The organism is Propioniciclava soli (genome assembly GCF_038502305.1).
GTDB classification, from domain to species: Bacteria; Actinomycetota; Actinomycetes; order Propionibacteriales; family Propionibacteriaceae; genus Propioniciclava; species Propioniciclava soli.
Genome location: NZ_CP115965.1, coordinates 3190567 through 3209838, shown reverse-complemented (window position 1 = coordinate 3209838; position 19272 = coordinate 3190567). Strand labels below are relative to the sequence as shown.

Sequence of the window (19272 nt, the reverse complement as noted above, 5' to 3'; positions counted from 1 at the left end):
GTCGTCGGACATCTGTTCGTCGGTCATCGCATCGCCTCGATCACTGCTCGGGCCACGGGGGCCGCATACCGTCCACCGGACACGTCGCTTCCGTCGACGCCGGCGTCCTGCACGAAGACGGCCACTGCGACCGTCGGGTCCTCCGCCCACGCGACGAACCACGCGTAGGGCGTCCGCTCGCCGGTGACGGCCGTTCCGGTCTTGCCGCCCACCCGCACCCCACTGATCTGGGCGCGGCTGCCGGTGCCATCCTGCACCACGGCCACCATCATGTCCTGCAGCTGCTCTGCGTGCTCGGCGCTCATCGCCGTCGAGAGCTGGTTGGGGGTGCGGCGGCTCACCACGTTCAGGTCTTCGCCGCGGACGCTGCTCACCAGGTAGGGCTCCATGACGACGCCGTCGTTGGCGATAGCGCCCGCCACCATCGCCATCTGCAGCGGCGTCGCGGCCACCTCGAACGCGCCGATGGAGCTCATCATCGTCTGCGCCGGGTCGGGGTCGGCGGGGAAGGAGGACGCCACCCCGTTCAGCGCGGGCAGCAGCCGGGTGCCGAAGCCGAACCGCTCGGCCTGCGCGCGCAGCGCGTCGTCGCCGAGCTGACCGCCGAGGTTGGCGAACGCGGTGTTGCAGGAGACGACGAGGGCCTGGCGCAGCGTGATCTGGTCACCGCCACAGCTGCCGGCGTTGCGCAGCTCGTGTGTCGAGCCGGGCAGCTGCACGCTGGCGGGTGAGTCGACGAGGGTGTCCGGCGTCAGGCCGGATTCCAGGGCGGCCGCGCTGACGGCGAGCTTGAAGGTCGACCCCGGCGGGTAGATCTCGCGGACGGCGCGGTTCGACAGCGGGGCGGCCGCGTCATCGTTCAGCGCCGTCCACGCCTGTGTGGTGGCGTCCAGGTCGTGGGAGGCCAGCAGGCTCGGGTCGAATGTCGGCGAGGTCACCAGCGCGCGAACGGCGCCGGTCGTGTAGTCCAGGGCCACCACCGCGCCCGGGCGGTCGCCGAGCGCTTGGGACGCCGCGGTCTGGGCGGCGGCGTCCAGCGTGGTTTCGAGCGAGGCCCCCTGCGGACGCCGCCCCGCCGCCAGGTCGACCAGCCGGTCGAGGAACTGGGCGTCGGAGGTGCCCGCGAGCTCGGCGTTGTAGGACTGCTCGAGCCCCGAGCCGCCGTAGAGGAAGGAGTAGTACCCGGTCACGGCTGCGTAGAGCTCGCCCTGGGCGTAGGTGCGCTGGTAGCCGAACCGGTCGTCGATCGGCTCGCTGGAGACGACGGCGGTGTTGCCGACGAGGATGTCGCCGCGGTCGGTGCCGAACGCAGCGTCGCGGACGCGGCGGTTGTTGGCGTCGGCGGTGAGGGAGGGCGTCCGGACGACGTAGCTGAAGCTCGCGTTCAGCATCAGGGCCACGAACATGAGCATCACCACGACGCTCACCCGGCGGATCGGGCCGTTCACCGCGCCTCCCCTTCCGTCGCACCAGAGGGCCCGTCGGCGAAGTCGGCGGGGTCGGGCCGCGGGGCCGCGACGGCGGGCAGGGCCTGCGTGGGGTCGGCCGACAGCGAGGCGTACTCCTCGGCCGTGGGGGCCACCTGCGGGCGACGGGCCTGGTGGGTGATCGTCAGCATCACCCCGGCGAGGAGGTAGTTGGCGATGAGCGAGCTGCCGCCCTGCGACACGAACGGCGTCGTCACGCCCGTGAGCGGCAGCAGCCGCGTGACGCCGCCGATGATCGTGAACACCTGCAGCGCGAACACGAACGCGACGCCCGCGGCGAGCAGCTTGCCGAACGGCTCGGTGGCGGCCAGCGCCGTCCGCAGCACCCGGGCCACGATCAGGCCGTACAGCAGCACGACGGCGCAGAAGCCGACCAGGCCGAGCTCCTCGCCGAGCGCGGCGGCGATGAAGTCGTTCTTGGCGAGCGGCGTCAGGTACGGACGCCCCTCGCCCCAGCCCGTGCCGAACAGCCCGCCCCAGGCGAGCCCGAACTGGGCGCTGATCACCTGCAGGTTGCGGTCGTAGTCGGTGAACGGGTGCAGCCAGGACGCGAACCGCGTCTGCACGTGGTCGAACATCTCATAGCCGACGAAGCCCAGCACGAGGATCAGCAACAGGCCCAGGACGGCCCAGCCCACGCGCTCGGTGGCGGTGTAGAGCATCATCACGAACAGGCCGAAGAACAACAGCGTGGTGCCGAGGTCGCGCTGGAAGACGAGGATGAGCAGCGCCACCCCCCACGCGATGCCGATGGGGCCAAGATCGCGCGGGCGGGGCAGGTCGATGCCGAGGAAGCGGTGGCCGGCCATCGCCAGCACGTCGCGCTTCTCGACGAGGTAGGCGGCGAACGCGATCGCCAGGATGATCTTGGCCAGTTCGGAGGGCTGGAAGCTGAACGGCCCCACCGCGATCCAGATGCGGGCGCCGTGGTTCTCGCGGCCGAGCACGGGCAGGAGCGGCATCAGCAGCAGCGCCAGCCCGGCGAGGAACCACACGTAGGTGTAGCGCTGCAGGCGGCGGTGGTCGCGCAGCGCCACGACGACGACGCAGTAGGCCGTGACGGCCGCGAAGAGCCACAACAGCTGCAGCTCGGCGCTGCGCAGGCTGTCGGCCTGGTCGAGGCGGTGGATCATCGAGATCCCCAGCCCGGTGAGCAGGAAGACCAGCGGCAGGATGATGGGGTCGGCGTACGGCAGCCGCCACTTCGTGACGCCCCACGCCACCAGCCCGAGCGCGAACCACGCCCCGACGCCGACGTACCACGGCCCGGAGAACTGCAGCGGCCCGACCGACATCAGCCAGTCCGGCGGCAACGCGCCGTCCTGGTTGAGGTGCACCAGCAGATACCCCGACGCGCCGAGGGCCAGGGCGAGCAGCATCATGAGCAGCGACGCGACGCTGCGCTGCCGGCGGACGACGACCTCGGACATCAGCAGTCCTCACCCACAGGCGCGGGGGACGTGGCCGGCGTCACCTCCGCGGTCGGGGCCGGGCTCGCCGGCTCGGGGCTCTGGGGTGCGGGGGTCTGGGGCTCGGGGCTCTCGGAGGGTGGGGCGGGGGCCGGCGTGGCGGTGGCCTGCGCCCGGGCCTCGCGCTGGGCGACGCACTGCGCGGCCTTCTGGCGCAGCTCGACGAGCGTGGAGCGCGCGGCCGCCAGGTCGGGCGTCCGAATGTTCTGGCGGACGCGTTCGGCGTAGTAGGGCGGCAGATTGGCGATCTCGGTGTCGTCGGTCTCGAGCAGGGTCGAGAGCGGCAGGCCGGCCAGCTGGTCGGGCACGCCCCGGTAGAGCGCGACGTTGGCGTCGTTCGGGCCGACGAAGTACTGCGTCTGCGTGTAGGAGTACCAGATGCCCCCGGCGCCGGCCAGCGCCACGATCGGCAGCAGGAAGGCCAGCGCCATGCGGACGCGGGAGCCGAGGCGGCGGCGTCCGGTCAACGCGTAGCGCTCCTCCTCGGTCATCGCGCGCTCGCCCGCCTCGTCGGGCGTCGGGTCGGTGACGACGGGCAGGGACGCGGTGCGCTCGGCCGACGTGGGCACCGCCAGCGTGCTGGCCGAGCCCAGCACGAGCACCGGCCCGGCGGGCCCGTCGATGGCGACGTCGGCGAGCACCAGGGTGATGTTGTCGTGCCCGCCTCGGGCATGGGCGAGCGCGACGAGCTCGGCGATGATCGCCGGCCGGTCGGCGTCCGCCGTCGCGATCGCGGCGAGCTCGGCGTCCGTCGCCAGCCCGCACAGCCCGTCGCTGCACACGAGCAGGCGGTCGCCCGGCACGATCTCGAGCCAGCCGAGATCGGGCTCGTGCTGCGGCGAGCCGTTGAGGACGCGGAGCACCAGCGAGCGGTGGGGGTGTTCGAGGGCCTCGGCCTCGGTGATCTTGCCCTCGTCGACCAGGGTCTGCACCCAGCTGTGGTCGCGCGTCACGCGGTGCAGCTGACCGTCGCGGACGAGGTAGGCGCGCGAGTCGCCGATGTTGACCACCGCGAGGCGGTCGTCGTGCAGCACGAAGCCGCACACCGTGGTGCCCATGCCCGCGAGGCTCGGGTCGTCCTCCACCAGCTCGACGAGGCGCTCGTTGGCGCGGTTGAGCGTGTTGGCCATCACGGTGAGCACGTCGGTGAGCGAGCCGGCGTCCTCCTCGTGATCGACCGGGTCGGCCTCCCGCTCGGCCCGCGCGGCGGCGATGCGCGCGTCCAGCTGCGCGTCCGTCCGGGCGATCTCCTGGACGGCCACGGCGGACGCCAGGTCGCCGGCCGCGGCGCCGCCCATCCCGTCGGCCACGATGAGCATGCGGGGGGTCGCCAGCGCCGAGTCCTGGTTGTTGCTGCGGACGAGACCCACCTCGGTGTGCGCGTCGTAGGCGAGGGTCAGCGCCATCAGGCCTCCACGACGAGCAGCGTCCGCCCGATGCGCAACGTGTCGTTCGGGGTGAAGGGCACAGGTGTGCTGATGCGCTCGTTGTTGAGGTAGGTGCCGTTGGTGGAGCCCAGATCCTCCACCAGGTAGCCGCGCTCCCCGCGGACGATGCGGGCGTGGCGGGTGGAGACGTAGTCGTCGTCGAGGATGAGCTGGCAGTCAGTCGAGCGGCCGATCTGCAGCGCCTGGCCGAGCTCCATCGTGAGGCCCTGCTGCTGGCCCTGGGTGATGCGCAGCGTCGAGGGCAGGGACTTCGCCGCCCGGCGTTCCCGCCACGACGGGGCGGCGCGCGGCGCGGCCGCGGGCGGGCGCTCCTCGGCGTCGGCGACCGGGACGCGGCGTCCGAACAGGTCGGTGCGGATGATGTTGCCGCAGAAGAGGATGAACACCCACAGCAGGCCGAGGAAGGCGAACTTCAGGGCGAGGACGAGCAGCTCAGACATCAGTCACCGGCGACCTGACGAGCATGCGCGTGTTGCCCAGCTCGACGCGCGACCCCTCGCGGAGCAGCGCGTTCTGCACCCGACGGCCGTCGACGACGATGCCGTTGGTGGAGCCCATGTCCTCGATCGTGACCCGCGGGTCGGCCTGGGTGTCCGCACCGTCCTGGACGCTCACCCGCGCGTGGAGGCGCGAGACGCCCGGGTCGTTGATGCGCACGTCGGCGTCCGTGCCGCGCCCGATGGTGAAGCCCGGCGCCGAGAGCGGGTGCCGGATGCCGTTGACCTCCAGCACGAGGGAGGCGCGGCGAATCGCGGTCTGCGTGGCCGGGGTGTCGGCCGCGGCTAGGGCCTGGCTGGTGATGGTGAAGCGGCCGACCGGCAGGGCGGCGTCCAGCTCGTAGGCGATCGTGACCGGCCCGTTGAAGACGTAGCCGGCGTTGGCCGCGTAGTCGCGCAGCTGGGGGATGATTTCCGCGTTCAGGGTGCGGCTGTACGGCGTCAGGCGGTCGTAGTCGTGCGAGGAGAGGCCGATGGTGAAGTCGTTCGGCACCAGGTGGCGGTCGCGGGCCAGCAGCCGGGCCTCGGCGTCCAGCTCGCGCTGCAGCCGGGCCGTGATCTCGACGGGCTGGACGTCGCCCTTGAAGGCGCGTGCGAAGGCACCGTTGACCACCCCTTCGAGCTTGCGCTCGAGGTTGTCGAAGACGCCCACCGCGTGCCTCCCTCCTGGCCGGTTCCGTTCGTCGGGCAGCACCAGCGTAGCCCCCGGGTCTGTGGCCGGGAGGCGCGCAGCGCCGCCTCCAGAGCGACGCGACACGCGGTGTGCCAGCGGACGAGCCTACCCGAGGAGCACGGCGACGGACGCGGGCCCCAGGGTCAGGACGCCTCCGGCCAGGGTCGCGTCGCCCGCGGAGGCCGTCAGCTCACCGTCGCAGCCGAGCTGCGCCGCGCAGTCGATCTCCACCGCGCTGCGGGGGGAGGCGACCACGGTGAGGGGGCCGTGGGTCATCGCGATCCAGTCCGCACCGTGGGCGACGGTGAGGGGCAGGTTGCCGCCCCGGTCATCGGGGTGCAGGTGGGTGCGCCGCAGCGCGATCAGGGTGCGGTGCCAGGCGAGGGTGGCCGCGTGCTCGGGGTCGGACGCCTCGTCCCAGTCGAGCGTGCTGGCCGCGAAGGTGGCCGGATCCTGCGGGTCGGGAATGTCGGCACCGGGGCCGTAGATCTCGTCCCACCCGTGCTGGGCGAACTCGCGCATCCGGCCCTGCGTGACCAGCCGGCCCAGCTCGGGGTCGTGGTCGGTGAAGTAGCGGAACGGGCGGCGCGTGCCCCACTCCTGCCCCTGGAAGAGCATGGGCGTGAACGGGCTGAGCAGCAGCAGGGCGGCGCCGCCTGCCACGGCGCCGGGGGCGAGGCGCTCGTCGGGCCGGTCGCCCAGGCCGCGGTTGCCGACCTGGTCGTGGTTCTGCGTGAACGTGACGAAGCGGCGGCGCTCGACGTCGTCGGGCACCGGGGCGCCCCACGTCTCGTCGCGGAACGTCGAGAAGGTGCCGTCGTGGACGAAGACGCCCGTCAAGGCCTTTTCGAGAACAGAGATCGGGCCGAAGTCGACGTAGTAGCCGAACGTCTCCCCGGTGAGCCAGGAGTGCAGGGCGTGGTGCACGTCGTCGGCCCACTGGCCGTCCATCCCGAGGCCGCCCTCGGCGGTCGGGGTGATCATCGAGACCTGGTTGAGGTCGGACTCCGCGATCAGGGTGCGGCGCTGGCCGAGCTCGTCGCGCAGCGCGGTGACCGCGTCGGAGAGCTCGGCGAGCAGGTGCGGCTGCGAGTCGTCCACGAGGGCGTGCACGGCGTCGAGGCGGAGGGCGTCCACGTGGAAGTCGCGCAGCCAGCGGCAGGCGGCGTCCACGATGAAGGCGCGGACGCCGTCGGCGTGGGCGTCGTCGAGGTTGATGGCCGCGCCCCACGGGGTGTGGTGCTTCTCGGTGAAATACGGGCCGAAGGTGCTGACGTAGTTGCCGGCCGGCCCGAAGTGGTTGTAGACCACGTCGAGGCAGACCGCCAGGCCGAGGCCGTGGGCGGCGTCCACGAAGCGCTGCAGCGCCGCCGGGCCACCGTAGGCCTCGTGGATGGCGTACAGGCTGACGCCGTCGTAGCCCCAGCCGCGCTCACCCGGGAACGGCTGGACGGGCATGACCTCCACCGTGTCGACGCCGAGCTCCACCAGGTGGGGCAGCCGCTCGATCGCGGAATCGAGCGTGCCGGCGTCGGTGAACGTGCCGACGTGGAGTTCGTAGAACACCCCGCCCAGCACCTCGGGGTAGGCCCAGCCGGCGTCGGTCCACGCGTGGGCGGGGGCGTCGAACACCTCGGAGGGGCCGTGGATGCCCTCGGGCTGGCGCGGGCTGCGCGGGTCGGGGCGGGGCTCGCCGCCGTCCACCGAGAGGAGGTAGCGCGTGCCCACCGGGAGGTCGACGGTGAAGCAGCCGTCGCCGGCCGGGGTCATCGGGTGGACGGTGTCGCCCACGTGGGCGTCCGCACGGTGGGCCAGGGGGGCCCAGAGTCGGATCTCAGGCACGGTGATCTCTTTCGGGGTCAGCGAGGGTGTCGGGGTCGGTGGGAGTCGGCTGGTGGACGGGCACGCTGCCGGTGTCGCCGCGCTCGAAGAACCGCCGCGACAACCAGCCGAGCAGGCCGGTCGACTCGGTGCTGCTCTCGGCCTCGGTCTCTGCAGCGGGCCGACCGCGGCGGGCGGGGTCGGCCGGCTGGGCGCGGAAGATCGGGCCGCCGGCGGTGAACTCGCTTGCGAGGGCGTCCGCGTCGGCGTCCGCCGCGTCGTCCCCGCCGCCGGTGCGCTCGAGCACCGCGGCCGGGTAGCGGCCCACGAGCTCGGTGAGCGAGGCGCTGCCGCCGTCGAACTCCGCGCCGGTGAACACGTTGCGCCAGCGGCCGGCCGGCAGGACGACGGCGTGCTGGGTGGGGCTCTGCTCGGCGAAGCTGCGGTGCAGGCGGATCGCGACGGTCACCACGTCCGTGCCGCGGGCGTAACAGACGGCGTGCCCGGTCGAGCTGGGCAGGGGGCGGTAGGTCGCGGTGGGGCCGACGAACGCGTGCGGACGCCGCCGGCGCAGCCGCAGGATCTCCCGGGTGAGGTGGAACTTCTCCTCCGCGAGGGTCTGGGGCTCGCGTCCGTCCAGGGTGCGGGCCAGGCCGGCGAGGGCGTCCCAGTCGAACGGGCCGCGGTTGTCGGGGTCGACCAGATAGTTCTGCGTGGTCTCGGTGGAGGAGTAGGTGTCGGCCACGCCCAGGCAGGTGAGCTGGATGGTCTTGCGGGTGAGGATCGCGACGCGCGCGCTGGCGTCGGTGAACGCGTACCAGTCGGCGAACGCCCCCATCACGTCGTCGTTGCCGTACAGCTCACTGATGAAATCGGTGAGGGCCTGCTCGCGGGCGGCGTCCTGCTTGGTCCAGGACGTCCAGAGCTTCTGCTCGCGGGCGGCCTTGAGGAGGTAGTCGGTGAGGCGCTCCTGGGCGATGGGGCCCTCGGGCGTCCACGTGCCGGCGAGGATCTGCCACATCAGGTTCTCGGTGTGGCCCTCGACGGCCTCGGCCAGCGGGTGCAGCTTGGTGAGCAGGGCGCGCCACTCGGCGGCGTACTGGGCGAGGATGCCGATGCGGCTGCGGACGTCCTCGGAGCGCTTGGTGTCGTGGGTGGTGCCGCACGTCATGGTGTCGGGCCACTCGGCGGTCATCTGGGAGAGCCAGGCGTGGAACGTGTCGGGGGAGAGGCCCCAGGTGTCCGGGGCGCCGCCGACCTCGTTGAGCGCGACGAGGTGCGTCCAGCGGTAGAACGCCGTGTCCTCCACACCCTTGGCCGTCACCGCGCCGCAGACCTGCTGGAAGCGGACGACCAGCTCGTCGCGGACGGCTTGCTGGACGCGTCCCTGCGAGCCGACCTCGCGGCCCAGCACGAGATCGACGACCACCTCGAGGGTGTCGTGGTAGTCGGCCTCCAGGCGGCCGCGAGCCGTGGCGGCGGCCTCCTCGATCAGCTCGATCGACTCCTGCGAGGCGGGCTCGCCGGGCACCACGTAGGCGCGGTAGCGGTCGACCGCGATGACGAGCTCGGTGACGCACTCGCGGATCCAGGTGAACGTGTGGTCGCGCAGCATGATGTCGGCGCGGCAGATGGCGTGGGCCAGCGTCGCGATGCGGTGCACCTCGGCGAACAGGCTGGTGGTGGCGATCTCGCGCTTGGCCTGCTCGATCACGTCGGCCAGCGAGCCCGGGATGTCACCGGTGATGACGTGGGCGATCGTGCCGAGGTCGCCGTAGCCCGCCGCTTCGACCTGGAGGGCCTGGATGCGCCAGGCGGTGTCGTAGCCCGTCGACCCGGCCACCGGCCAGTCGTCGGGCATCGACTCGCCACCCTCGAGGATCTTCTCGGCGGCGATGAACGCCCCGCCGGTGGCCATCGAGAGGCGGCGCATGTAGCCGCGAGGGTCGGCCAGGCCGTCGGGGTGGTCGATGCGGAAGCCGTCGATGTGGCCGGCGCGGAACAGGTCGAGCAGCAGGGCGTGCGTGCCGTCGAAGACGTCCGGATCCTCCACCCGCACCGCGACGAGGGTGTCGACGTCGAAGAAGCGGCGGAAGTTGAGCTCCTCGTCGGAGACCTTCCAGTAGGCGAGCCGGTAGAACTGCTCGGCGACGCACAGCGGCATGGGCAGGTTCTCCGTGCCGGCGCGGACGGGGAAGACGTGGTCGTAGTAGACGAGCACGGGCTGCTCGCCGGCGTCCTCGAAGCCGGGGACGACGCGGCGTTCGAGGGTGATCTCGTTGCTGTCGAGCACCGTGCCGATGCGGGCGCCCAGCACGGGCATGAGGATGCCCTCGTCGCCGGCGTCCGTGCCGTCGAACCAGGCGGCGTAGGGCGATTCGGGGCCCTGCTGGAGCACCGACCACAGCGCCTTGTTGTGGTACAGCGGGGTGGGGACGCCCATGTGGTTGGGCACCACGTCCACCACGATGCCCATGTCGCGCTCGTGCGCCGCCGTGGCGAGGCGCTCGAAGCCCTCGCGGCCCCCCATGGCCTCGTTGATGCGCGTGTGGTCGACCACGTCGTAGCCGTGCGTCGAGCCCGGCGCGGACTGCAGGATAGGGCTGAGGTACAGGTCGGTGACGCCGAGATCCTCGAGGTAGTCGAGGTGCCCGATGGCCTGGTCGAACGTCAGGTCGGGGCCGAGCTGGAGGCGGTAGGTGGACACCGGCGTGCGGCGTCCGGCTGAGGGGACGTGCGACGAGGTGGGCGAAAGGGTGGGGGAGGAGGACGTGGGGGCGTCGGCGTGGTCGTGGAGCTGGGTCATGCTGGGGGTCGCCTTCCGGTCGCGGGGTGCCCCCGCGGGAGCCGGGACGCGCTGCCGGGGTGCGTTCACGTCGGGGACCAACCTACCGTGTCGGACGCCCACCGGGCGCCGGGCGTCTGTCCACTAGGCTCGCGTCGCGCCCATCGAGGCCGCATGAGCGGAGAGCCGTGCTCGACATCCTGACCATCACCGTGCCGCTGTACGCGTGCGTGTTCGTCGGCTACGCCGCGGTGCGCTGGGGGCCGTTCGGGCGGCGCGACGTGGACACGATCAGCGCGTTCGTGATGAACATCGCCCTGCCGGCGCTGATGTTCAGCTCGCTGAGCGCCCGGCCGCTGGCCGAGGCGCTGCACCCGACGTATCTGCTGGTGTACGCGCTGGCGAGCCTGGTGACGCTGGTGTTCGGGTACGTGTACTCGCGCCGCGTCGAGCGCACCGGGCACGCCGCCGCGGCCTTCGACGCCATGGGCATGGGCGCGGCGAACAGCGGGTTCATCGGGTTTCCGCTGTTCAGCTTGTTGCTGCCCGGGCTGGCCGGGCCCATCTTTGGGATGAACGTGTTGGTGGAGTCGCTGCTGACACTTCCCTTGGTGTTCTTCTGGGCGGGCCTTTCGGATTCGGCGGGGTCGTCGTTGGGGACGCAGGTGCGCGCCGCGGTCGTCCGGATGGCGAAGATGCCCGTGATGATCGCGCTGGTGGCGGGCATGGTGGTGTCGCTGCTGGGGTGGCACCTGCCGGAGGTGCTGGCCACGTCGCTGGACCTGTTCGGCCGCGCCAGCACGGCGTTGGCGCTGTTCGGCGTCGGCGGCATGCTCGTGGGCATCCGCGTGCGCGGCCAGGTGCGCCGCATCGTGGTGGTGACGGCGGGCAAGTTGCTGGTGATGCCGGGCGTGGCGTTCCTGTTCGTGTGGGTGCTGGGGTGGACGCCCCTGCCCCCGCTGGGCGACGATCTGGCGCTGGCCGCCGTGGTCGGCGCGGGGTTGCCGACGTTCACGAGCTCGGTGATCTTCGCGGCGACGTTCGGGGAGAAGGACGTGCCGCCCGCGGTGATGCTGCTCACCACGCTGGGGTCGTTCGTGACGGTGACCGGGTTGCTGGTGCTGCTGGGCTGAGCGCTGGTGGCTAGGTTGTGGTTCATGGACGACGGGGTGCGGGGCGCGCGGGTGCTGGTGACCGGTGCGGCGCAGGGCATGGGCCGGATGTACGTGGAGCGGGCGCTGGCCGAGGGTGCCGCGGCGGTGCACGCGTGGGACGCGGACTCCGCGCGCTTGGGCGAACTGGCGGGGCTGTTTGCTCGGTATCCGGGGGTGCTGACCTCGGCCACGGTGGTCGACATCGCGGACGCCGACGCGGTGGCTGACGCGTTCGCCGGGCTGCCCGCCGAGGGCGTCGATGTGCTGGTGAACAACGCGGGCATCGTGCGCGGGAACGACCTGTTCTGGGAGGCCGAGGTGGCCGACCTGGCCGCGACCATCGCCGTGAACGTGCTGGGGGCGATGCTGGTGACCCGAGCGGTGCTGCCGGGGATGGTGGAGCGGCGGCGTCCGGCCCGGGTGGTGACCATCGCGTCCGCCGCCGCGCTGACGCCGAACCCGCGGATGGCCGCCTACGCGGCGTCGAAGGCCGGGGTGGCGTCGTGGAGTGAGTCCGTGCGCGTGGAGCTGGAGCGGGCGGGGCACGCTCACGTGAAGGTGACGACCGTGTACCCGAGCTACGTCTCGACGGGCATGTTCGCCGGTGCCCGGGGGCCGTTGCTGACGCCTGTGGTTGAGCCCGAGGTGGTGGTGGGCGCCGTCTGGCGCGCCATGCTCGCCGGGCGGCCGACCGTGATGGTGCCGAGCTCCGTGCGGACGGCCAAGGTGCTGCGCGGTCTGCTGCCTGCGCGTGCGTACGACCTTGTGGCGGGGCGGTTGTTCCGGGTGTACGGCTCCATGGACGCCTTCACCGGCAGACCCGAATAGGTGGCCGCGTAGGGCCCGTGCTAGGCTGTCGGGGCTGCCCCGATGGGGCTGCGCGCGAGTGGCGGAATGGCAGACGCGCACGGTTCAGGTCCGTGTGTCCGAAAGGACGTGGAGGTTCAACTCCTCTCTCGCGCACCGGGAGTAATATGTCCGGCCCGGCTAGACCATGGCATGATCGATTCAGGAGCCCCCCGTGGGAGTCGGTGCGCGTCGGGATCGGCTGCCCTACTGGCGGTTTCTGTGGGCCGCGATACCGTGATGGGCATGGATCCGAACGCCTTGGCCGCCATCATTGCGGCAGGAGCCGCCATCCTTTCTGTTGTCGTTTCGGTCGTGTTCGGCATCCTGAATGCCCGCTTCTCAAACTGGTCTGCGCTTGCCGCCGAGGAAGCACAACGGCTCGCTGGCCGCCAACTGGAGGCTGGGGTGTCGACGTGGCTCGCCGCCCGCCCCAAGAACTGGCGTGACAAGGTGGAGGTCGTCGCGATGGGCGGCTTCACCGGCTTCAAAACCGCCACCACCGAAGAACTCCCCGACGCCACCCCCGTACTGGACCCGTTCCACGTCGTCCGGTTGGCCGGTGAGACCCTCGACCAATGCCGAAGACGGGTCCAGCAGACCCTGCACGGCCACCGTGGCCGCGCTGGTGATTCGCTCTACCGCGCCCGGCGGATGTTGCACAACGGCGCCGGGCTACTCACCGCCAGGCAGAAGACGCGGCTGGAGGCGTTGTTCACCGGCGACGACCACGTCGAGGTCGAAGCCACCTGGGCCGTCTACCAACAGATGATCACCGCCTACCGAGAACCCGACAAGCCCAAGGGCAAGGCGCTCATGAAGGCCGTCATCACCGCCATCGGCAGCGGCGTCCCCGCCGCCCTCCACGAGGTCATCACCCTCGGCCGAACGATGACCAAGCGGGCCGCGACATCCTCCCCTACTTCGACCGTCCCGGCACCTCAAACGGCCCCACCGAGGCCCTGAATGGCCGCCTCGAACACCTCCGCGGCAGCGCCCTCGGCTTCCGCAACCTCACCAACTTCATCGCCAGATCACTCCTGGAGACCGGCGGCTTCAGACCCCAACTACACCCTCGATTGTGAAGAGCCGGATTGGTCGTTCACTCTTCGCAACGAACTGGGCATCGTCTTCCTGGTCACCAAGCACGCGTGGAAGCACCTGATCGAGCGTGCGGCGGGCGCCCTCCTGGAGGGCTTGGGATCGGTGGGCCTCACCCGAGCCGAGATCTCTCAGTGGTGTAGTGGCATTCCGGCGCGCGAGGTATCTCGGCTCCGGCTGGCCGCTCGGAACGCTCCGACCGGGGAGTTCAGTGGCGCGCCATAGCAGCGCCGTCGGGTGGTTCAGGGGCCAAGGAGTGCGAGGGGGACGACGGCGATGCCGTCCGGGCGGCGGTAGGCGTGGGTGCCGGTGTAGATGATCATGCGGTCGACGAGGCGGTCGCCGAGTTGTTCGCTGAGCCAGTTCAGGTGTTCGACGTCGGCGGGTCTGATGGTGTCGGTGAGTTTGACCTCAATCGCGAGGGTGGAGCGGTCGGCCGTCTCGACGATGAGGTCGACTTCGTGGTCGGTGTTCTTGGTGCGCAGGTGCCCGACGCGGGCGTCAGCCGCTTCGGCGTAGACCCGTACCGATTGGGCGGCCAGCGACTCGAACAGTGCTCCCAGCCAGGTGCCGGTGGCAGCGTGGACGCGGTTACCCTGTCCGCGCAGAAGTCCGGCCTTGCCGACGCCGACAAGGCGGGCGGCCAGGGCCGGGTCGACCAAGTGGTGCTTGGGAGAATGGGTGAGCCGCTTGAGAGGGGAGAACGCCGGCGTCCAGGCCTCGATGGGGTCGAGCAGGTAGATCCGTTGGAGGTGTTGGCGGTAGATGTCGGCAGTCTGCCGAGCCGGCTTGTCGCCCTCGCCTGGTGTTGCGGCCGCCAAGATCGTGGCGAAGGTGGCGTCAGTTGCGGTCGCGGCGGCATAGGCGGTCAACCACGCCCGCAGGGCTGCCGGACGCCGCACGCTCACCCCGCTGTCGGGCAACTCGCGGTCCACGATGCGGGTGAGGTAGCTGTCGAGTTGGACCTGGCGGGCCCGTTCGGGCAGGTCGCGGATCCCGGGGAACCCGGACCGGAGGATCTCGTCGGTGTAGGTGGGCAGGTCGATGGGGGAGATGCCGGTGATGGCAGGCTGGGTCCCGTCGAGCATGCCTCGCAGGGACACGGACGGTTCGGCCAGGGCTCGTTCGCTGAACGCCAGCGGCCTCATGGTCAGGCTCACGATGCGCCCTGCCCCCGAGTGGATCCGCACCCCTGGTGCCACGTCGGCCGAACCGGCCAGCAGAAAGCGGCCTCCGGTGGGGTCGTCGTCGACCGCGCGTCGTACCCGGTCCCACACGTCGGGTTCGAGTTGCCACTCATCGATGAGGACCGGGCCGGGGACGTCCGTGACCAGGTCCAGGTGGCTGGACAGCGCTGTTCGCTCGTTGGGGTTGTTCAGCAACATCACGGTGGCGACCCGTTGCGTGGCGGTGGCGGTCTTGCCCACCCCCTTGGCTCCTTCGAGGGCGATGGCGGCGAGGTGCGGGAAGAGATCGTCAAGGGTCTCGTCCACGATCCTGCGCCGATAGTCCACCCGATGGACTCTAACAGTTGGACGTACTGCTACCTAACAACTGGACGCTTACGTAACTAACATTTGGACGCAGCTCGCAAGCTTCCCGTGCCCCCTTCCATGACCGTCAGTACCGTCGTCGTGTTGGCCAGTCGATACGCCGCTGCTCGTCGAAGGCTGGGACGCTTGGCAGCCGTCGGCTTACGCTGGAGCGCAGCCCTGGACGCGGATTCACCCGGATCCAAAGCTCAGGCCGACGATTCCTCGCCGGGCTCCTGCCACCAGAGGGTCGGGGTCTGGCCGCTGGGGTCCTGCACCTCGCCGTGCTCCACCTCGGCGCCCAGCAGCGCGGCGTAGACGGCGGCGTGCCGGGATCCCTCGGTCGTGTCAAGGCCCAGCTCGACCAGGGTGAGCCCCGCCACGTCGGCGGTGGCGCCCGCCTCGCGTGCCAGGGTGCTGATCGCACGGGCGAGGTCGAGGTCGCGCGACGTGATGCCGCTCACGTCGTGGCTGCTCAGCACCACGCCCACCTCGGTGTAGGTGAGCGTGAGGTCGGGATGGTGGTCGGCCGCCTCGGCGGCCTCGCCGATTCGGGACACGAGTGCCAGGCTGGCCGAGAAGTCGCCCGTGCGGAACCGGGCGTGGAGCCTGCCGACCAACTGACGCCAGTCCTCGAGGCCGGCCGAGGTTACCTCGGCGGGAGTGAGCCGCTTCTTCGGGTCAACCATGATCGTCAGCGTGTCACGGGTGGGACGCACCGCGAAAGGGGCCCCCCACCCGGGTTAGTCTCGATCGGGTGGAGAACGAAACCGGCGAGGTGGTCATCGATGTGCTCAGCGTGCTGCTGTACGCGACGGCCGGGTTGGCGCTCGGGCTGCTGCTGTCCTTCCTCCTCACCCTCGCGGTGGCGCTGCTGCGCCGGCGGCGTCCGGGCCTGACCCACGTCTCGCTGCGGCTGCGCGTGCCGCAGCGGGTGTTCTTCGCGGTGCTCGGCGTGGGCGTGGGGCTGCTGGTCGGCACCAGCGCGCAGGTGCTGGGCGAGCAGTGGGACGACTACGCGACCCTGCAGCACGGGGTGTTGATCGCGGTGATCCTGGCGGGGGCGCAGCTCGCGGCCGGCCTGCTCCGCGCCGTGGAGGACTCGGTGAACGCCCGTCGGGCCCGCACGGGCGCCCACGGCGACGCCCTGCGCGTCCGCACCCAGCTGCAGATGGTGCGCCGGGTCGGTGTCGCCCTGGTGTGGCTGGTTGCGATCGCATCGGTGCTGCTGACGTTCGACGCCTTCCGCGCCATCGGGGCGTCGGTGTTCGCGTCCGCCGGCATCCTCTCGATCGTGGCCGGCCTGGCCGCCCAGTCGTCGCTGAGCAACATCTTCGCGGGCCTGCAGATCGCCTTCTCGGACGCCCTCCGCGTGGGCGACACCGTGGTGATGGAGGGGGAGACCTCGCGGGTGGAGGAGATCACGCTCACCTACGTGGTGCTCCGCGTGTGGGACGGGCGCCGCCTCGTCGTGCCGTCCACCCTGTTCACCGCGCAGTCGTTCGAGAACTGGACGAAGACCGACCCGGCGCAGCTCGGCGCCGTGATGTTCGATCTCGACTGGCTCGTGCCCGTGGAGGCATTCCGCTCCGAGGCGCTGCGACTCGTGGAGGGCAACCCGCTGTGGGACGGTCAGACCGCCGGCGTGCAGGTGACCGACAGCCAGAACGGGCACGTCGAGCTGCGGTTGCTCGTGTCGGCCCGCAACTCCGACGACCTGTGGAACCTGCGCTGCCAGCTGCGCGAGGATCTCGTACTCTGGCTGCAGACCGATGCCTCCTACGCCCTGCCGCGCACCCGCCTGGAGCCCGAGCCCACCTCGGCACCGCCCAAGCCCGTCCGCGACCAACTGGTCGAGGAGACCCGCGAAGCCCTGCGCGCCGAGCGGGCCGCGCTGATCGCGGCCGCACCGCCCGCCGAGCCGGAGCCCACGCCCGAGCCGGAGCACGCCCACGGCCTGGGGTGGCCGTCCCTGCGCTGGTTCCGCCGCCGCGACCGTCGCGCGGAGGCCGACCCGGCGGAGCCGGACGCCTGAGCCTCGCCACTGAGCCCGGTCGGCGCAGACGTCAGGTCAGCGACTGCGCCCGCAGCCGCAGGGCGTTGCCGATCACGGAGACCGACGACAGCGCCATCGCCGCGGCCGCCAGGATCGGTGAGAGCAGCAGCCCGGTGAACGGGTAGAGCACGCCCGCGGCGATGGGGATGCCGGCCGCGTTGTAGACGAACGCGAACACCAGGTTCTGCCGGATGTTGCGCATCGTCATGGCGGAGAGGGCGCGGGCCGTCACGATGCCGGTCAGGTCGCCGCGCAGCAGCGTCACGCCGGCCGACTCGATCGCCACGTCGGTGCCGGACGACATCGCCAGGCCGACGTCGGCCGCGGCCAGGGCCGGGGCGTCGTTGACGCCGTCGCCCGCCATCGCCACCACGCGACCCTCCCCGCGCAGCCGCTCGACGACCGCGGCCTTCTGGTCGGGCATCACCTCGGCCTCGACCTCGTCGATCCCCAGGCCGGATGCCACGGCCCGCGCGGTCGTCGCGTTGTCGCCGGTCAGCATGACGACACGGATGCCGTCCTCCCGCAGCGCGGCGAGCGCGGCGGGGGTGGATTCCTTGACCCGGTCGGCGATCACGAGCAGGCCCGCGAGGGAGCCGTCCACGGCGGCGTACACCACCGTGGCGCCCTCGCCGCGGAGCCGGTCGGCGTCCGCGTCCAGGGCCGCGGTGTCGACGCCGTCGGAGCGCAGGTGGGTGCTGGTGCCCAGCCGGACGCCGCGGCCGTCGACCGTGCCGGTGACGCCGCGGCCGGCGGGGGCGTCGAAGTCCGCCACACCGGGCAGCTCCAGGCCTCGCTCGGAGGCCGCCTCGACGACCGCGCGGGCCAGCGGGTGCTCCGAGGCGTTCTCGACGGCGGCGGCCAGCCGCAGCAGCTCATCCTCGGTGAGGCCCGCACCGGGCGCCACGACGACCTGCGTCAGCGCGGGGCGTCCCTCGGTGAGGGTGCCGGTCTTGTCGACCACGAGGGTGTCGACCTTCTCCATGCGCTCGAGCGCCTCGGCGTTCTTGATGAGGACGCCCTCGCGCGCGCCGCGTCCGACGCCGACCATGATCGACATGGGGGTCGCCAGCCCGAGCGCGCAGGGGCACGCGATGATGAGGACGCTGACCGCGACCACGAGGGCGTGGGCCAGCCGGGGGTCGGGCCCGACGAGCGCCCAGACGACGAACGCCAGCACCGCGACCCCGAGGACGACGGGGACGAACACGCCGGAGACCTTGTCGGCCATCCGCTGGATCGGGGCGCGGGAGCGCTGCGCGTCGGCGACCATGGCGACGATGCGGGCGAGCATGGTGTCGCGGCCGATCTTCTCGGCGGTCACGAGCAGCGAGCCGGTCTGGTTGAGCGTGCCGCCGATGACGGTGTCGCCCACCTCCTTTGTGACCGGCATCGACTCGCCCGTCACCATCGACTCGTCCAGCGTCGAGCGGCCCTCGACCACCGAGCCGTCCACCGGCACCTGCTCGCCCGGGCGGACGCGGAGCCGGTCGCCGAGACGCACCTCGTCCAGCGGCACCTCGGCCTCGCCGTCGTCGGTGACGCGGCGGGCCGTCTGCGGGGTCAGGTCGAGCAGCGCCCGGATCGCACCGGAGGTCGCCTCACGGGCGCGCAGCTCCAGCACCTGGCCGAGCAGCACGAGGGTGGTGATGACCGCGGCGGCCTCGAAGTAGACCGCCACCGTGCCGTGCTGGTCGCGGAAGGCGTCCGGGAAGATGCCGGGCGCCAGCGTCGCCACCGTGCTGTACAGCCAGGCCACGCCGGTGCCCATGGCGACCAGCGTGAACATGTTGAGGCTGCGGGCGCGCACCGACGCGACGCCGCGCACGAAGAAGGGCCAGCCGGCCCACAGCACCACCGGGGTGGCGAGCGCGAACTGCACCCACACCGAGACGCGCGCATCCACCGCCGCCGCGATGGCCGGCACCAGGTGCGAGCCCATCTCCAGGGCGAAGACGGGCAAGGAGAGCGCCAGGGCGATCCAGAACCGGCGGGTCATGTCGGCCAGCTCGGGGCTCGGGCCGGAATCCGCCGTCACCGTGACCGGCTCCAGCGCCATGCCGCACAGCGGGCAGGAGCCCGGGTGGTCCTGGCGGACCTCCGGGTGCATGGGGCACGTCCACTCATCGGCGTCGACGGCGGACGCCTCGGCCTGCACGGCAGGGTCGGCGTGGCTGGCATGGCCGGCGGGACCGCCGGCGTGGGCGTCCGGATCGGCCAGGAACGTCTCCTTGCACCCGGCCGAGCAGAAGTGGTGGGTGACGCCGTCGTGGACGGCGTGGTGGTCGGTGGCGCGGGGGTCCACCGTCATGCCGCACACCGGGTCGAGGACGGCCTCGGGGTCGCGCTGGTCGGCGCCGGAGTGGGTGTGCTGGTGTTCGGACATGCATCCATGGTACCCCA

At 71.7% G+C, this 19272-nt stretch carries 13 protein-coding genes, 1 tRNA gene and 1 pseudogene; 5 read left to right on the top strand and 10 right to left on the bottom strand.

Annotation, left to right across the window (positions count from 1 at the left end; genetic code table 11):
- Positions 1–23: 23 nt before the first annotated feature.
- The 7 genes from PCC79_RS14515 to treY form a co-directional block, all read right to left on the bottom strand.
- Positions 24–1448: a peptidoglycan D,D-transpeptidase FtsI family protein gene (locus PCC79_RS14515; RefSeq protein ID WP_342372235.1), complete on the bottom strand. Its 1425-nt coding sequence runs from the start codon at positions 1446–1448 to the stop codon at positions 24–26.
- Entirely contained in the window at positions 1445–2917 is a 1473-nt protein-coding gene (locus PCC79_RS14510; protein ID WP_342372233.1) for an FtsW/RodA/SpoVE family cell cycle protein, read from the bottom strand. Before PCC79_RS14510 ends, PCC79_RS14515 begins: the two co-directional genes overlap by 4 nt.
- Positions 2917–4362 carry a PP2C family protein-serine/threonine phosphatase gene (locus tag PCC79_RS14505; RefSeq protein ID WP_232547376.1) on the bottom strand — a complete coding sequence of 482 codons (1446 nt, stop codon included), beginning with the start codon at positions 4360–4362 and terminating at the stop codon, positions 2917–2919. Before PCC79_RS14505 ends, PCC79_RS14510 begins: the two co-directional genes overlap by 1 nt.
- Positions 4362–4844 carry an FHA domain-containing protein FhaB/FipA gene (locus tag PCC79_RS14500; protein ID WP_232547377.1) on the bottom strand — a complete coding sequence of 161 codons (483 nt, stop codon included), beginning with the start codon at positions 4842–4844 and terminating at the stop codon, positions 4362–4364. The genes PCC79_RS14505 and PCC79_RS14500 overlap by 1 nt, the downstream gene beginning before the upstream one ends.
- On the bottom strand, positions 4837–5553 hold the full coding sequence (locus tag PCC79_RS14495; protein ID WP_232547378.1) for an FhaA domain-containing protein: 717 nt from the start codon (positions 5551–5553) through the stop codon (positions 4837–4839). Before PCC79_RS14495 ends, PCC79_RS14500 begins: the two co-directional genes overlap by 8 nt.
- A gap of 126 nt (positions 5554–5679) precedes the next feature.
- Entirely contained in the window at positions 5680–7416 is a 1737-nt protein-coding gene (treZ, locus tag PCC79_RS14490) for a malto-oligosyltrehalose trehalohydrolase (RefSeq protein WP_342372232.1), read from the bottom strand.
- On the bottom strand, positions 7409–10201 hold the full coding sequence (gene treY / locus PCC79_RS14485) for a malto-oligosyltrehalose synthase (RefSeq protein ID WP_342372231.1): 2793 nt from the start codon (positions 10199–10201) through the stop codon (positions 7409–7411). Before treY ends, treZ begins: the two co-directional genes overlap by 8 nt.
- A gap of 167 nt (positions 10202–10368) precedes the next feature.
- On the opposite strand from treY, the gene PCC79_RS14480 reads away from it, so the two are divergent.
- From PCC79_RS14480 to PCC79_RS14465, 4 genes and pseudogenes are all read left to right on the top strand, one after another.
- Positions 10369–11313, top strand: a complete 945-nt coding sequence (locus tag PCC79_RS14480) for an AEC family transporter (RefSeq protein WP_232547381.1) — start codon at positions 10369–10371, stop codon at positions 11311–11313.
- A gap of 24 nt (positions 11314–11337) precedes the next feature.
- Entirely contained in the window at positions 11338–12162 is an 825-nt protein-coding gene (locus tag PCC79_RS14475; protein ID WP_342372230.1) for an SDR family NAD(P)-dependent oxidoreductase, read from the top strand.
- Positions 12163–12214: 52 nt separating this feature from the next.
- Positions 12215–12297: transfer RNA gene (locus tag PCC79_RS14470), tRNA-Leu, on the top strand.
- A 300-nt stretch (positions 12298–12597) separates the two neighbouring features.
- Positions 12598–13265 (top strand): annotated as a pseudogene (locus tag PCC79_RS14465) (ISL3 family transposase); the annotation flags it as partial.
- A gap of 258 nt (positions 13266–13523) precedes the next feature.
- Here the strand turns inward: PCC79_RS14465 and PCC79_RS14460 are convergent.
- Both PCC79_RS14460 and PCC79_RS14455 read right to left on the bottom strand, forming a co-directional pair.
- On the bottom strand, positions 13524–14795 hold the full coding sequence (locus PCC79_RS14460) for an ATP-binding protein (RefSeq protein WP_342372229.1): 1272 nt from the start codon (positions 14793–14795) through the stop codon (positions 13524–13526).
- Between the two features lie 227 nt (positions 14796–15022).
- A complete protein-coding gene (locus tag PCC79_RS14455; RefSeq protein ID WP_342372228.1) occupies positions 15023–15502 on the bottom strand; it encodes a 4a-hydroxytetrahydrobiopterin dehydratase in 480 nt (159 codons plus the stop codon).
- Between the two features lie 68 nt (positions 15503–15570).
- On the opposite strand from PCC79_RS14455, the gene PCC79_RS14450 reads away from it, so the two are divergent.
- Positions 15571–16848 (top strand): mechanosensitive ion channel family protein, encoded by a 1278-nt coding sequence (locus PCC79_RS14450; protein ID WP_232549810.1) that lies wholly within the window; start codon positions 15571–15573, stop codon positions 16846–16848.
- Positions 16849–16879: 31 nt separating this feature from the next.
- Here the strand turns inward: PCC79_RS14450 and PCC79_RS14445 are convergent, their stop codons facing one another.
- The gene (locus PCC79_RS14445) at positions 16880–19255 is read right to left on the bottom strand and encodes a heavy metal translocating P-type ATPase (protein ID WP_269779606.1); all 2376 of its coding nucleotides are present in this window, start codon (positions 19253–19255) and stop codon (positions 16880–16882) included.
- Between the last annotated feature and the right edge of the window lie 17 nt (positions 19256–19272).